Source organism: Lysobacter sp. CFH 32150, assembly GCF_022758295.1.
In the GTDB taxonomy this organism is placed as follows: Bacteria; Pseudomonadota; Gammaproteobacteria; order Xanthomonadales; family Xanthomonadaceae; genus CFH-32150.
Genome location: NZ_JALDWJ010000003.1, coordinates 146,743 through 161,554, shown reverse-complemented (window position 1 = coordinate 161,554; position 14,812 = coordinate 146,743). Strand labels below are relative to the sequence as shown.

13 protein-coding genes are annotated in these 14,812 nt (G+C 66.6%); 1 reads left to right on the top strand and 12 read right to left on the bottom strand.

Annotated features, from left to right (window positions below; translation table 11 throughout):
- Nucleotides 1-37: 37 nt before the first annotated feature.
- The 10 genes from MO486_RS06985 to xerD form a co-directional block, all read right to left on the bottom strand.
- Nucleotides 38-679, bottom strand: a complete 642-nt coding sequence (locus MO486_RS06985; protein WP_242905575.1) for a prepilin-type N-terminal cleavage/methylation domain-containing protein — start codon at nt 677-679, stop codon at nt 38-40.
- Complete coding sequence (locus MO486_RS06980; protein ID WP_242905573.1) at nt 676-1,131, bottom strand: prepilin-type N-terminal cleavage/methylation domain-containing protein; 456 nt, start codon at nt 1,129-1,131, stop codon at nt 676-678. Before MO486_RS06980 ends, MO486_RS06985 begins: the two co-directional genes overlap by 4 nt.
- Entirely contained in the window at nt 1,128-1,619 is a 492-nt protein-coding gene (locus MO486_RS06975; RefSeq protein WP_242905571.1) for a GspH/FimT family pseudopilin, read from the bottom strand. Before MO486_RS06975 ends, MO486_RS06980 begins: the two co-directional genes overlap by 4 nt.
- 3 nt (nt 1,620-1,622) lie before the next feature.
- Nucleotides 1,623-2,060, bottom strand: coding sequence for a type II secretion system protein GspG (locus MO486_RS06970; protein WP_242905568.1), 438 nt, complete (start codon nt 2,058-2,060; stop codon nt 1,623-1,625).
- Nucleotides 2,061-2,063: 3 nt separating this feature from the next.
- Entirely contained in the window at nt 2,064-3,281 is a 1,218-nt protein-coding gene (locus MO486_RS06965) for a type II secretion system F family protein (RefSeq protein ID WP_242905565.1), read from the bottom strand.
- A gap of 4 nt (nt 3,282-3,285) precedes the next feature.
- Nucleotides 3,286-5,037, bottom strand: a complete 1,752-nt coding sequence (gspE, locus tag MO486_RS06960; RefSeq protein WP_242905564.1) for a type II secretion system ATPase GspE — start codon at nt 5,035-5,037, stop codon at nt 3,286-3,288.
- A 132-nt stretch (nt 5,038-5,169) separates the two neighbouring features.
- The gene (locus tag MO486_RS06955) at nt 5,170-5,877 is read right to left on the bottom strand and encodes a tetratricopeptide repeat protein (protein WP_242905563.1); all 708 of its coding nucleotides are present in this window, start codon (nt 5,875-5,877) and stop codon (nt 5,170-5,172) included.
- Complete coding sequence (gene purL / locus MO486_RS06950) at nt 5,855-9,979, bottom strand: phosphoribosylformylglycinamidine synthase (protein ID WP_242905561.1); 4,125 nt, start codon at nt 9,977-9,979, stop codon at nt 5,855-5,857. The genes MO486_RS06955 and purL overlap by 23 nt, the downstream gene beginning before the upstream one ends.
- An 88-nt stretch (nt 9,980-10,067) precedes the next feature.
- Nucleotides 10,068-10,931, bottom strand: coding sequence for a DsbC family protein (locus tag MO486_RS06945; RefSeq protein ID WP_242905559.1), 864 nt, complete (start codon nt 10,929-10,931; stop codon nt 10,068-10,070).
- A gap of 156 nt (nt 10,932-11,087) precedes the next feature.
- Entirely contained in the window at nt 11,088-12,041 is a 954-nt protein-coding gene (gene xerD / locus MO486_RS06940) for a site-specific tyrosine recombinase XerD (protein ID WP_242905558.1), read from the bottom strand.
- A gap of 122 nt (nt 12,042-12,163) precedes the next feature.
- Here xerD and MO486_RS06935 point away from each other — a divergent pair, with 122 nt between their 5' ends.
- A complete protein-coding gene (locus MO486_RS06935; protein ID WP_242905557.1) occupies nt 12,164-12,598 on the top strand; it encodes an RDD family protein in 435 nt (144 codons plus the stop codon).
- Here the strand turns inward: MO486_RS06935 and lptG are convergent.
- A complete protein-coding gene (gene lptG / locus MO486_RS06930; protein ID WP_242905556.1) occupies nt 12,595-13,695 on the bottom strand; it encodes an LPS export ABC transporter permease LptG in 1,101 nt (366 codons plus the stop codon). The genes MO486_RS06935 and lptG overlap by 4 nt on opposite strands.
- Nucleotides 13,692-14,786, bottom strand: coding sequence for an LPS export ABC transporter permease LptF (lptF, locus tag MO486_RS06925; protein WP_242905555.1), 1,095 nt, complete (start codon nt 14,784-14,786; stop codon nt 13,692-13,694). Before lptF ends, lptG begins: the two co-directional genes overlap by 4 nt.
- Between the last annotated feature and the right edge of the window lie 26 nt (nt 14,787-14,812).

Sequence of the window (14,812 nt, the reverse complement as noted above, 5' to 3'; positions counted from 1 at the left end):
GGCGCGCCCATGGCAGACACGCTCATGACAGACGTGCTCATGGCAACTCTCCGACCATGCCGCTGTAACTGCCGGCCAGCGGCAGCGCGACGATCAGCGGCGGCCAGTCGCGGCCATCCTGGTCGCGCAGGGTGATCTCGACCTGCAGCGGCAGGCGATCGCCCTGCGTCCACTCCTCCTGCCATTCGCCGAGACGGCCGTCGGCGTCCAAGCTGCGATAGCGGAACTGTGCCGACTCCAATCGCGTGACTAGCTGTTCCGGTGGGCGTTCGTCCTGCTCCTCGACGGTTTCGCCAGCCAGGACCATCGCGAAAGTGACGTCCAACTGCTTGCCGCCGTCGCCGTCGACCACGCTGATGTCGTGCAGGTAGGGACCGCCGCGGCCGAGGTAATCCGGCAGGTCGGCAACGAAGCGGACGCGGTCGGGTTCGCCTAGGAAGCGCGAAGGCGTGCCGGTCTCCTGGTCCAGCTCAAACGCAATCGGACGGGCCCCCGCGAGCCTGCGACGCAGGAACAATTCGACCGCGCGCATGCGTTCGCTGCGTTGCGCGATGGCCTCGCCTCGCTGCGCGGTGGCAGTCGCCGCACGCAAGGTGGCGAACGCGAGCGCGAGCGCGGTGGCGAGCAGTACCGTCGCCAGCAACACTTCGATGAGCGTAAAGCCGCGTGCGCGCCTCATAACGGCGCCTGCCCTTGCGTCGCATCCGGGCGCACGAGGCGCAACGACTGCAGCTGCAGGCGCTGGCGTGGGCCGCCCTCGCCCCACTGCACCAGCAATTCCAGGCGCAGCAGTTGTGGCGCGCCGGGATCGACCGGTTGCGGGCCCTGTTGCGCGGAAGGATCGCGATACGGTTCGACTGCGAGCGACCAGCGATAGCGCCCTTCTTCGAACTCGCCTTCTTCGTGCCCGGGTTGCAAGGCTTCGCCGACACCGGTCTGGTCGAGCAGTGATTGCGCGTGCAACGCCGCACGCCCGGCCTCGTCGGCCCAGCGCACTTGCTTGGTCGCGCCCGACAGGATGCCGAGCAGCAAGGTCAGCGCCAGCGCGAGCACGGCGAACGCGACGATCACTTCGATGAGCGTGTAACCGCGCTCGCCGCGCGGTGGCGTGTAACCGCGCTGGTGTTTCATTGCGCGGCCTCCCCACGGGTGAGGCGCACCTCGCCGGTCAGCCACTTCACATCGACATTCCACGCAGCGCGTTTGACGCTGAGCTGCACACGCCCGCCGGTGGAAGCACCATCGGCGAAGAACACGATCGCGCCCTCGCCTTCGCGGGGCTGCACCTCGCGCGCACCGATGAAGGCAATCGCGAGTTGCTTGGGGATTTCGCCATTGCGGTCGTTCGGCGCGGTCCAGCCGTGTGCGCGCGGATCGATGGTGAAACGTTGCGCGCGACCGGTCGCGATCGCCTGCATGCGGGTGTAGCGCAGCTGCGCGGTGATTTCCTTCGCACTCGAGCGCAGGCGCATGCCGTCGAAGCCGCCGGTCATCGCCGCGGCCGCGAGCAGGCTGGCGATGACGAGGATCGCCATCACCAGCAGTATTTCCAGCAGGGAAAAGCCAGACGCCCGGCCGGCTCTTGCCCGGCTCGCGCCGCGGCGTCCGGCAGCGTTCATCGTTTACTCGTACTTGATGTCGGCATCGACGCTGGTGCCGCCAGCCTTGCCGTCCTTGCCGTAGCTGATCAGGTCGAACGCCTGGTTGTCGCCCGGCATGTGGTACTCGAACGGATGGTTCCAGGGGTCCTTCAGTTCGGCCGCTTTCGCATACGGGCCGAGCCAGCCTGCGGCACTGCTGTCGACCAGGTCATCGAGCGAGTTCGGCAGGGTTCCGGTATCCATCTCGAACTGCTGCACCTTTTCGGCCAGCGTCTGCACCTGCGACTTGGCGAGGTTGGCCTTGGCGCGATCGCCGCCGCCGAGGATGCGCGTCGCGGCGAAGGCGACGATACCGCCGATCAGCACCACGACCAGGATGATCTCGATGAGGCTGAAACCGGTCTGAGCCGACCGTGCCGGCGAACGCGTAATGCGCATGCTGTGATTGGAAAGTTTCATCGATCAGCCTATGACGTTGGTAAGGTCGTAAATCGGGGTCAGCACGGCGAGGATCACGAGCATGACCACGCCTGCCAGCAGCATCGTGACCACCGGCACCAGCGCGGCCAGCATCCGGTCCAGTGCCATGCCGGTTTCGTGCTCGAACGTGTCCGCGGTCTTCAGCAACATGGTGTCGAGCGCGCCGGACTCCTCGCCGACCTGGATCATCTGCAACGCCAGCCGCGGGAAGCGTTTGCCCTTGGCCAGCGCGGTCGACAGGCCGACGCCGTTCTTCACGTCGTCGCCCGCAGCTTCGACATCGGCGGCCAGCATTCGGTTCCCGAGCACGTTCTTGCCGATGCCGAGCGCAGTCAGCAGCGGCACCCCGTTCTTGAGCAGGGTGCCGAGGGTGCGCGCCAGCCGCGCGGTTTCCAGCTTGGCGACCAGCGGGCCGGCGAACTTCTGCCGCAGCAGCCATTCATCGAAGCGCGCGCGGACTTCCGGATCGCGCAGCTTGCGGTCGAACCACCAGGCCGCCAGCGCTGGAATCACGATCAACACGATCCACCAGTCGCGCACGAACAGGCCGAGGCCGAGCACGATGCGCGAGAAGAACGGCAATTCGGCGTCGAGGCTGTCGTACATCGCCGCGAACTGCGGCACCACGTAGCCCAACAGGAACAACAGCGACAACCCGACCATCACCAACAAGATCGCCGGGTAGATCAGCGCGTTGATGACGCGGCCTTTCAGCGCGCGGCTGCGTTCGAGGTAATCGGCCAGCCGCTGCAGGGTTTCCTGCATGCTGCCGCCGGCCTCGCCGGCACGGACCATGTTCACGTACAACTTGCCGAAGGTACCGTGCTGGCGCTCCAACGCGGTCGACAGCGGGGTGCCGCTGCGCACCGAGTCGCGGATGTCGGCGATGGTGCGTTTGGCGATTTCGTCTTCCGGCAACTCAAGGAGGATCGTCAGTGCGCGATCCAGCGGTTGTCCTGCCCCCAGCAACGTCGCCAGTTGCTGGGTGAATTGCACCAGTCGCGCGCCGGCGAACGGCTTGGGCTTGAACAGCGTCCGCCACGCCGAATCGCCACCGGCCTCGCTGGCCAGTTTCGCTTCGACCGGCAGGTGGCCCTGCTCCTGCAGCCGCAGCACCACCTCGCTGTCGTTCGCAGCCTCCATCTGGCCGTCGAGCAACTCGCCGCGGGTGTTGAGCGCTTTATAGCGATACAACGGCATGGGGTCAGGCGTCCTCGGTGACGCGCAGCACTTCTTCGATCGTCGTTACGCCCATCAATGCCTTGACGAGGCCGTCTTCGTACATCGTGCGCATGCCGGCATCGCGGGCGAGCTGTTCGAGTTCGCCCATGCCGGCGTGGCGCATCACGCCGCGGCGCAGTTCGTCGTCCATCACCAGGAATTCCATGATCGTGGTGCGACCGAGGTAACCGGTAGGCGCGATCGCTGAAGGCCGCGGCCGATACAGGTAGACCTCGCCGTGCGGCTGGTAGCGGCGCAAGCCGAATTTCTCGATTTCCTCCGGCGAGGCCGCGTACTTCTCGGCATGCGTCGGCTCGAGGCGACGCACCAGGCGTTGCGCGAGGATGCCGTTGACGGTCGAGGTCAACAAATAATCCTCGACGCCCATGTCGAGCATGCGGGTGATGCCGCCGGCGGCGTTGTTGGTGTGCAGCGTGCTGAGCACCAGGTGGCCGGTGAGCGCGGACTGGATGGCGATGCGCGCGGTCTCGAGGTCGCGCATTTCGCCGATCATGATGATGTCCGGATCCTGGCGCACGATCGAACGCAGCGCGTGGGCGAAATCGAGGCCGATCTGCGGCTTGGCCTGGATCTGGTTGATGCCCTCGATCTGGTATTCGACCGGGTCCTCGACCGTAATGATCTTGACGTCAGGCGTGTTGAGCTTGCTCAGCGCGGTGTACAGCGTGGTGGTCTTGCCGGAACCGGTGGGACCGGTGACCAGCAGGATCCCGTGCGGCTGTTCCAGCACTTTCTGGAATTGCGGCAGGAAGTGATCGGTGAAGCCGAGCCGCTCGAAATCGAACACCACGGTTTCGCGATCGAGCAGACGCATCACCACGCTCTCGCCGTGCGCGGTCGGTACCGTGCTCACGCGCAGGTCCAACTCCTTGCCCTGCACGCGCAACATGATGCGGCCGTCCTGCGGCAGGCGGCGTTCGGCGATGTTCAACTTCGCCATGATCTTGACGCGGCTGATGATCGCCGCAGTCAGGTTCTGTGGTGGGCTTTCGCCTTCCTCGAGCACGCCATCGATGCGGTAGCGCACCTTGAGCCGGTTCTCGAAGGGCTCGATGTGGATGTCGGAGGCGCGCAGCTCGACCGCGCGCTGGATGATCAGGTTCACCAGGCGGATGACCGGCGCTTCCGAGGCGAGGTCGCGCAGATGCTCGACATCATCCATGTCGCCGCTCTCGCCTTCGGCAGTCTCGACGATCGCGCCCATCGCGCTGCGGCCCTGACCGTGCCAGCGTTCGATCAGGTCGTCGATCTCCGAACGCAGCGCAATCTGCGGCCGCACTTCACGACCAGTCGCCAACCGCACCGCGTCGAGTGCATACACGTCCTGCGGATCGGCGATCAGCACGTCGAGGTGGGTCGCGGACTCGCCGACCGGGACGACGTGGAACTGCTTCATGAACTTGGGTGCCAGCGCCACCGATTCCGGCGGCAATTCCGGCGCGTCCTTGGCACTGACCAGCGGCAGGCCGAGCACGGTGGCGGCGGTTTCGGCATGGTCGCGTTCGGAGACCAGGCCGAGTCGGGCCAGCAGCGTCAGCAGACTGCCGCCAGTTTCCTCCTGCAAGCGGCGCGCGCGGGCAAGGTCGGCATCCTTCAACCGACCTTTTTCCAGTAGCGCGGCGACGATGCGCTCGTCGGCACTGGCCTCGATGCCATCGCTGCTACCGGCAATGTCGTTGACGACTGCGTTCACGGCTGATCTGACTCCGCTCATACCTGAGCCTGTCGGAGGGCAAGGCCGGCCCTCCGTGGCTGGGAGTCCGACTTTATCAGGTCAGATAACGTGATCGGCTGCGCGGAGGGGCCTCAGTTCACGAAGCGGTGCATTCCTGAACATACGCTGGGTTCAGTCGGCCGCCTGCGCTGGAACCGACGATGTACCGGCCGCGACATTTACCTGCCAAGCCTCGAAAACCACGCGTAATTCAGAACGTTGCGCATCCCGCCAATGCTTGGTGCGCTCAGCGAACCCGGCTTCGCTTCCCCATTCGGGCATGGCGGCGACGGCCGCGTCGTACCAGCCGATGGCCTGTCCCATCTGGCCCATCGTTCCGTACGCCAGGGCATAGCTATATGTCACCCAGCGCGGCCGCCCCTTGTGCAATTCCGCTGCACGTTGCCAATCACGTAGCGCTGCGGCCGCATCACCAAGGTCGTAATGCACCCAGCCACGCGACCACAACACATGCCGCTCATTGGCGCTGCCTGGCTCGGCCGCCGTCAATGCAGCGTCGAAATCGCGCACCGCGCGCGGCAAGTCGCCCCTGTCCTTGAAGTCGTATGCACGCTGCACCAGGGCAGCGACATTCCTGGGATCACGCTGCAACGACGCATTGATTGCTTTGCGAAGACCAGCCTTGCCGCCTGGTGGGGCCTGCAAATAGAAAGCCGCCGGATCCTCGTGGTCGTAAAGCGCATGACCTGGCTCGCTCGACCATGCGGTGGACATGCCCACAAAAAGGCAGGTGGTGATGAGGATATGGCGTAGCAAGATGAATTCCTTCCTTGAAATCGTCAGTCCAACGACGCCATTACCCCACCCACGCCCGGGCATTGCGGAACATGCGCTGCCACGGCGAATCGCCCGATGACAGCGGGCCCTGCCACTCGCGTGGCGACCAGCTGAAGTTGGCGGCGCGGAGCGTGCGCTCCGGGTGCGGCATCAGGATGGTGGTGCGACCGTCGCGTGAGGTAAGTCCTGCGATGGCGGCGGTGGAGCCGTTCGGGTTGGCCGGGTAACTGCTCGCGAGGCTGCCATCGCCGTTGATGTAGCGCAGGGCGATGGTGGCCCTGGCCTGGTCATCAGCATCATCGAAAGAGGCGCGGCCTTCGCCGTGCGCGACGGCGACCGGGATGCGCGAGCCGGCCATGCCTTGCAGGAACAGCGACGGCGATTCGAAGACTTCCAGTAGCGCCAGGCGCCCTTCGTACTGCTCGCTGCGGTTGCGCAGGAACTGCGGCCAGTGCTCGGCCCCGGGAATCAGCGTCTTGAGCTGCGACATCATCTGGCAGCCGTTGCAGACACCGAGCGCGAAGCTGTCGTCGCGGTTGAAGAACGTGGCGAAGGCATCGCGCAACGCGCTGCGTTCGAGGATGGAAGTCGCCCAGCCGCGGCCGGCACCGAGCACGTCGCCGTAACTGAAGCCACCGCAGGCGACGATGCCCTTGAACTGGTCGAGGGTGAAGCGACCGCTGATCAGGTCGCTCATGTGCACGTCGAAAGCATCGAAGCCGGCGCGGTCGAACGCGAACGCGGTTTCGACCTGGCTGTTGACGCCCTGCTCGCGCAGGATCGCCACCTTCGGACGCACGCCGGTGTTGATGTACGGCGCGGCAATATCATCGTTGGCGTCGAACGTGAGCTTCGGCTTCAGTCCGGGAGCGTTGAAGTCGCGCGCCGCGGCACGCTCCTCATCAGCGCCTTCGGGGTTGTCGCGCAGCTTCTGCATTGCATGGGTCACCGACCACCACGCATCGAACAGCTCTTCCCAACGCCACTCGACCAGGGTGTCGCCACCGTCGAGCACGCGAATCGTCGGCGCCGTGGTCGGCCTGGCGATGCGTTGCGCGCAATCGATCAGGCCGTGGCTCGCGACCAGGTCGGCGAATTCGGCGCGATCCTCGGCGGTGATCTGCACTACCGCGCCGAGCTCTTCGTTGAACAGGGTGCGATACACGTCGTCACTGCGATCCTCGCCCCAGCCATCGAGGCTGATGTCGAGACCGAGGTGCGAAGCGAAGGCCATCTCGCACATCGCTGCAAACGCGCCGCCGTCGGAACGGTCGTGGTAGGCGCGCAACAAACCGGCTTCGCGGGCGTCGCGGATCAGTTCGAAGAACGCGCGCAGACGTTGCGGATCGTCGAGGTCGGGCACGTCGCCAGCGAATGCGGGTAGCGCGCTGTTGCCAGCCGCTTCGGGATGGCATTGCGCCAGGATCGAGCCGCCGAGACGCTGCTTGCCGGCACCCAGGCCGATTAGCCACAGCTCGCTATCGGTGTCGCGCGCCAGCAGCGGCGTCAGTTGCGCGCGCGTGTCGACCACCGGTGCGAAGGCGGTGACGATGAGCGACACCGGCGACACCGATTTCTGCGCCACGCCGTCCGTCGACCATTGCGCCTGCATCGACAACGAGTCCTTGCCGACCGGGATGCTGAGGTCGAGTTCCGGGCACAGTTCCATGCCCACAGCTTTCACCGCATCGAACAGGCGTGCGTCTTCGCCGGCGTGGCCGGCGGCGGCCATCCAGTTCGCCGACAGCTTGATCCGGTGCAGGGTCTCGACCGGTGCGGCGCAGAGGTTGGTGATCGCCTCGCCTACTGCCATGCGCGCGGCGGCGGCGGCGTCGAGCAGTGCGAGCGGCGTGCGTTCGCCGATCGCCATCGCTTCGCCGACGTAGCCGTTGAAGTCGGACAGCGTGATCGCGCAATCGGCAACGGGGAGCTGCCAGGGGCCGACCATCTGGTCGCGAGCGGTCAAACCACCGACGGTGCGATCGCCGATGGTGATGAGGAAGGATTTCGCCGCCACGGTTGGATGCGCGAGCACGCGCAGGCCGGCCTGGCGCAGATCGAGCGCGGCGGTGGCGAGTTCCGGCCAGCGCGGTGCCGGCGGATGCGAGGTGTCGCGGTGCATTTTCGGCGGCTTGCCGAACAGCACGTCCATCGGCAAATCGATGGCGAAGCTTTGAGCCCCTCTCCCCGCGGGGTGAGCGAGCGCGCTTGCGGACCACTGATCCGCGCGCTCGTGAACGCCCAAGTGCTGAGCACTTGGGCCGGGGTGCGGGTTGGGGTGAGGGTTCGGCGAAGCGGTGACATTGAGGTGCTGCGTGCCCTCATCCGCCCTACGGGCACCTTCTCCCGGGGGGAGAAGGGAAAGAGCAGCGTCGCCGCCGTAGACGCTTTCCATCGTCGCGCCATAGCCGACGACCAGGCGCTCTTCCGCCGTCGCCGTGCCCACCACCGCGAACGGACAACGTTCGCGTAAACAGATCGCGGCGAATTCACCGACGCGGTCCTGCGGCAGACCGAGCACGTAGCGTTCCTGCGATTCGTTGCACCACAGCTGCATCGGCGACAACGAAGGATCGTCGCTGGGGACCCGGTCGAGATCGATCACGCCGCCGACGCCGGAGTCGTGCAGCAACTCGGGAATCGCATTCGACAAGCCGCCGGCGCCGACGTCGTGCACCGACAAAATCGGATTGCGTTCGGCCAGCGCGACGCAGCGGTCGATCACTTCCTGCGCACGCCGCTCCATTTCCGGGTTGTCGCGCTGCACGGAAGCGAAATCGAGGTCTTCCGCGCTGTCGCCGGAAGCGACCGAGCTGGCCGCACCGCCGCCGAGGCCGATCAGCATCGCCGGGCCACCGAGCACGATCACCGCATCGCCCGCGGAGAGCAGCTTCTTCTCGACCAGCGGTCGATCGACGGCGCCGAGGCCGCCGGCGAGCATGATCGGCTTGTCGTAGGCGCGCGCGAGTGCGTCGCCTTCATTGAGTTCGAAGCTGCGGAAATAACCGTTGAGGTTGGGACGACCGAATTCGTTGTTGAACGCCGCCGCGCCGAGCGGACCGTCGAGCATGATTTCCAGCGCCGGCGCCATGCGGGGATTCAGCGCGCGCTGTCTTTCCCACGGCTGTGGCAGCGTCGGAATGCGCAGGTGCGAGACGCTGAAGCCGCACAGCCCGGCTTTCGGACGGCCGCCGCGGCCGGTCGCGCCTTCGTCGCGGATCTCGCCGCCGGCACCGGTGGATGCGCCCGGGAACGGCGCGATCGCGGTCGGGTGGTTATGGGTCTCGACCTTGATGCAGAACGCACTCGGCGTCTCGGCTTCGGCACGGTATTCGTGCGTGACCGCATCCGGACGGAAGCGACGTGCTGCATAGCCTTCCACCACCGCAGCATTGTCGCTATAGGCCGACAGCGTGTGTTCCGGCGTCTGCGCGTGGGTGTGCTTGATCATCTTGAACAGCGACGTCGACTGCTCGCGCCCGTCGATGGTCCACGACGCGTTGAAGATCTTGTGCCGGCAGTGTTCGGAATTCGCCTGCGCGAACATCATCAATTCGACGTCGTGCGGATCGCGACCGAGTTCGGTGTAGCGGTCGCGCAGGTACTCGATCTCGTCATCGGCCAGGGCGAGGCCGAGGCGCGCGTTGGCGGCTTCCAGCTGCGGCAGCGGAATGCGTTCGAGGACACCGCGCGCCGGCGTGGTGAACAGCGCGGCGGCGCCGTCGCGGGCTGCCAACAGCGATTGGGTCATCGGGTCGTGCAGCAGCTTCGCGACCGCGGTCTGCGTTGCCGGGTCCTGCGGCCAACCCGCCAGGTCGATGCGGGTGCCGCGCTCGACGCGCTTTACCGGCAAGCCGGCGCCATGCAGCAGCTCGGTGGCCTTGCTGGCCCAGGGCGAGATCGTGCCCAGCCGCGGCAGCACGTAGCGCGAAACTGCGCTCGCGGCGAGCGGCTGCGCGGCGTCGGACGCCTGCAGGATGCGCTGCAACGTCGTGCCATCGGGACGCGCACCCGGCTCCGGCTCCACCCAGTAGGTGAACCAGGCGCCAGTGATGCGCAACTCGGGAGAAACAGCCCGCAAGCGGGTTTCGAGCCGCTCGCGGCGGAACGGCGACAGGGCCGATTGGCCCTCGAGGACGATCATGTCCGGGGGAACCGTGTAGAACGGGCCCGCTATTGTAGCGAAGCCGGCGCTAGGCCGGCTTCGTGGTCACGACAAAAGAGGCGAAGGCTCAGGCACCGGTGCCCGTCGCCGCCACCGGGTCAGCCGCTTCCGACTTCGCCGCCGGCTTGCCGCCGCCGGCGAGCTTGTCCAGGGCCGCGCGCAACTGCGCCGGCGGCAGGTAACCGCCGAGCTGGGTGCCATCGCGCGCCAGGATCATCGGCGTGCCGGTCAGGCCCATGCGCTGGCCGAGGTCGTACTGCATCGTCACCGGGTTCTTGCAGTCCTTGGCCGGCACCGGCTTGTCGTTCTTGGCGTCGGTCAGCGCCTTCTTCTTGTCGGTCGCGCACCACACCGAGACCATGTGCTTGAAGTCCGCGCTGCCCAGGCCTGCGCGTGGGAAAGCAAGATATTCGACCGCGATCCCCTGGCGGTTGTACTCGGCGATCTCGTTGTGCAGCTTGCGGCAGTAACCGCATTCGATATCGGTGAAGACGGTCACGGTGTGCTTCGGGTTCGGCGGCGCGAACACGATGCGGTCGCTGGCCGGGATGCTCTTCAGCAGCTCGGTACGGACCTTCGCCAGGCTGGCTTCGCCGAGGTTCTTCTTGTTCTCGATGTCGTAGAGCGAGCCCTGCAACAAGTACTTGCCGTCGTCGGAGACATACACCACCTGGCCGCCGACGATCACTTCGCGGAACCCCGCGATCGGCGCGGCGCCGATCTGGTCGACCTTGATCTGCGGATTCAGCTTGCGCAGCGCCTCGCGGGCGCGGGCTTCGGGCGTGCCGGCAACGACGGTCGCCTCGGCCTTGCCGGGTGCAGTCGGCGTGCTCTGCGCGCCCGGCTTGGCCGCAGTAGCCGCCGGGGACGGCGCCTGGGCACAGGCAGAAAGACTGATGGCGCCGAGGACGGCGAAGAGGGTGCGCTTCATGGATCGAGGTCCTTGCGTGGAATAGACGGGCATTGGAGCGCCCGGCGAACAGGAGGTTCCCGATTGTGGCATGGGCCGGGATGGACGGTCGGATTCAGGATTCAAGTGGTGGGCTGAATGGCTGTTCCGTGCTGTGCTTCGACACAAGCGGGCCACTCACCCCCTGGGGTGATGCTTCGCATGCAACTTCTGCAGATGCTCACGCGCCACCAGCGTATAGATCTGCGTGGTCGACAACGAGCTGTGGCCGAGTAGTAATTGCAATGCGCGCAGGTCGGCTCCGCGGTTCAGCAGATGCGTGGCGAAGCTGTGGCGCAGGCCGTGTGGGCTGATCCGTTTGGGTTCGATGCCGGCAGCACCGGCGTAGCGTTTGACCAGTTGCCAGAATTGCTGCCGACTGGGTGCCGTCCCTCCACTACCGAGGAATAGCAGTGCCAGCGGGCGCTTGCCGGCGAGTTGCGGGCGCGCTTCGGCAAGGTAGCGCTCGAGCCAGTGCTGCGCTTCCTCACCCAGCGGCACGAGCCGCTCCTTGCCGCCTTTGCCGACGACGCGCAACACACCCTGGCGGAGGTTGAGCGCGGTCGCCGGGAGGGTCACTAGTTCGCTGACGCGCAAGCCGGCGGCGTACATCAGCTCGAACATGGCGCGATCGCGCAGACCCAGCGGCGTGGCCATGTCGGGCGCGGCCAGCAGTGCATCGATCTCGCTTTCGGCCAGGGCTTTTGGCAGTGAGCGCGGCAGTTTGGGCGGTTCGAGCAATGCGGTCGGATCGTCTTTGCGGTCGCCACGTCGCAAGCGGTGCGCAAAGAACGCGCGCAACGCCGACAGCAAGCGCGCATTGCTGCGCGGCGAATACCCTTCGCGGGTGCGCAGGGCGAAGTAGTCGAACAGCGCGGCGCGATCCGCACGGGCCAGGCCGCCGCCGCGACCGTTGCGCCAGCGCGCGAAGCCCTGGAGGTCGCGGCGGTAACTCGCCAGCGTTGCCTGGGCCACGCCAGCCTCCGCCCACAGCGCGTCGAGGAAGGATTCGATCGCAGCGGCATCCGCGTCCGGCAACGGTGGTTGCTGCGTGGCGCGGGTGCGGCGTTCGGCGGGCGTGGTCGACGACATGCACCGAGCTTAGCGACGCGCGGCGAACTTATCGACGCCGGCTTATCGACTGCATGCTTATCGACTGCATGCTTATCGACTGCACGCTTATCGACTGCAGCCGTCGCCGTTATGCTGGCGCGATGACCGACGCGCAAACGAAACCTTCCGCCCTGATCGGCTGGCGCCTGCTGGCGCTGCTTTACGACTTCTTCCCTGTGTTCGGGCTGTGGTTCCTGGTCGCGGCCCTCTTCGTCGCGATCCGCGGCGACGCGGTGCTCGGGGGCGCACTCGGACTGCTCGAATTCGTGGCGTTGTGGGCGATCACCGGCGCCTACGCCACCGTCAGCTGGTATCGCGGCGGGCAGACCCTAGGGATGCGGCCGTGGCGGCTGCGGGTGGTGGCTCCCGGTGGCGGGCAACCGCGCTGGTCCAGCCTGTGGTTGCGCTACGTGCTCGGCACGCTGTCGCTGCTGCTCGCCGGCCTGGGATTCTGGTGGGCGTGGTTCGACCGCGAACGCCTGACCTGGCACGACCGCTACAGCGGCACGCGCCTGCTGCGCGAGCCGAAGCCTTAGCCGGACCTGCGCCTGAACAGCACCATCGACGTCGCCAGCATCACGATCGGTGGCAGGGCGTAAGCAACGCGATAGTCGAGCTGGAACACGCCGGCAAGGTTGGCGAACAACGTTTGCAGCATCCAGAACCCGAGCGCGAACAGGATGCCGAGGAACAGCCGCTTGCCCAAGCCGCCGCTGCGCAACAGGCCGAATGCAAACGGCACTGCCGCCAGGCACAGCGCCAGCACGTTGAGCGGATAGAACCAGCGGCCCCAGTAGATTTCCTCAAACTCGCCGGAATCCAGCGCATTGCGCTTGAAGTAGTTGATGCTGTCGCGCAGTTCGGACGAAGGCAGGTAGCGCGGCTTGGTCACGCTGGCGGCCAGCGCGGTCTCGTCCAGGCGCGTATCCCAGCGTTCTTCGGCGATGCGCTCCTGGGTGACCGACTTGGCGGCGAACCGGGTGCGCTGCACGTCGCGCAGGCGCCAACCGCTGGGCCGATGTTCGGCGACGCTGGCTTGGGCGATCGACTGCAGGCGGCCTTCCTCGTCGAACTGGTACATGCGCACGTCGCGCAACTCCAGCCAGCGATCAGTGCCGATGGCGCGCTCCTGGCCGGACTGCGCATTGAGGAACATGTCGCCTTCGCGCGCCCACAACCCGGAGTACTGGGCGACGATCATGTCCTTGGACTTGGCGCTGGCCTTGATCGCATCGGCACGGCGCTGGCCCCAGGGCGCCAGTGTTTCGCCGTTGACCACCATCAGCAACGTCAGCGCCGCAAGCGACAGCGCCACCGCCCAGCTCAGGCGCCGTCGCGACAGGCCGAGGGCGCGCAGCGCGGTCAGCTCGGAACTCGCCGCGAGCTGGCCCAGCCCCATCAGCGCGCCGATCACCGCCGAAGTCGGGAACAGGGTGTAAGCCCGCCGCGGCACGGTGTAGGCGATGTGGGTCAGTGCCTGGACAAAACCATAGTCGCCGGTGCCGATATCGCTCAGCTCGCCGGTGATCGCCGTCACCAGGTCCAGCCCGAGCAGCACCGCCCAGGTCAACAACACGGTGGCGACGACCACGCGGCCGATATAGAGATCGTGGAGCTTTGGGAAAGGCCTCATGCCGCCGATGCCCTTTGCTTGCGCGGGCGGCGCATGCGCCCGTCGCGCAGGTACAGCCACGACGCCAGCGCCAGCGCCGGCAGCAGCAGCCACCACAGCCCCACGGCGGCAGGCAGTTTGCCTTCCGTCAGCCACTGGGTCCCGAGGATCATCAGGTTCATGCCGAACAGGTAGGCGAAGAAAGCCATCAGGATGCGGCCGTAGCGCGCCTGCCGCGGCGAGCTGCGCGCCATCGGCACCGCCAGCAGCACGAACGCCAGTCCGAGCAGCGTCGGTGCGATCCGCCAATGCAACTGCGCCTGCGCCTCGCGGCGACGATCGCCGAACAGGGCCAGGGTCGGCTGCAGCTCCGGGTCATCCTTGAGACGCGCTTCCTCGCGATCAGGCAGGCGCAGGTCGTTGCGGGCGTAGCGCACCAGGCGGAAGTCGCGCCCGCCCGCGGCCGGGCCTTCGACGCGGAAACCGTCCTCCAGCCGTAGGTAACGCGTGCGCTCGCCTTCGAAGAACATGCTGGCGCCTTCCGCCGTGGTGATATCGACGCGGTCGCCTTGCTGCCGGTACACGAACATGCGCGCGAACCGGGTGCCATCGGTGGACATCGTCCCGGCATAGACCACCCCGCCGCCGCCGGGCAGCTCGGTGAAACGGCCGGCTTCGAGCCCGGAAATCAGCAGGTTGCGGTTGGCCTGCACGATCATCTGCTGCGACAGCCGGTTCGCCCATGGCCCCAGCCAGAGCGAGCACAGCGCCACGACCGCCAGCATCGGCAGCGAGACCAGTAGCAGCGGTCTGAGCAGGCGCCGGGGGCCGACCCCGACCGAGGCCAGCACCGGCATCTCCGAATCGCGGTACATCCGGCCGATCGACAGCAGCAGCCCCAGCATCAGCGCCAACGGCAGCAGGATCGGCAGGAAATTCACCAGCCGCAGCCCGAGCTGCGACAGCAGCAGCGCCACCGGCACCTTGCCGCGGGCGATCTCGCTGAGCAGGTCGGCGAACAGCCCGCCCATGCTGACGAGGCCCAGCACCACCAACGCGGCGAAGACTGACTGGGCGAATTCGCGCGACAGGTAGCGGTCAAGCTTCGGCATCGGCCTTCCGTGATTTAAACTTCGAG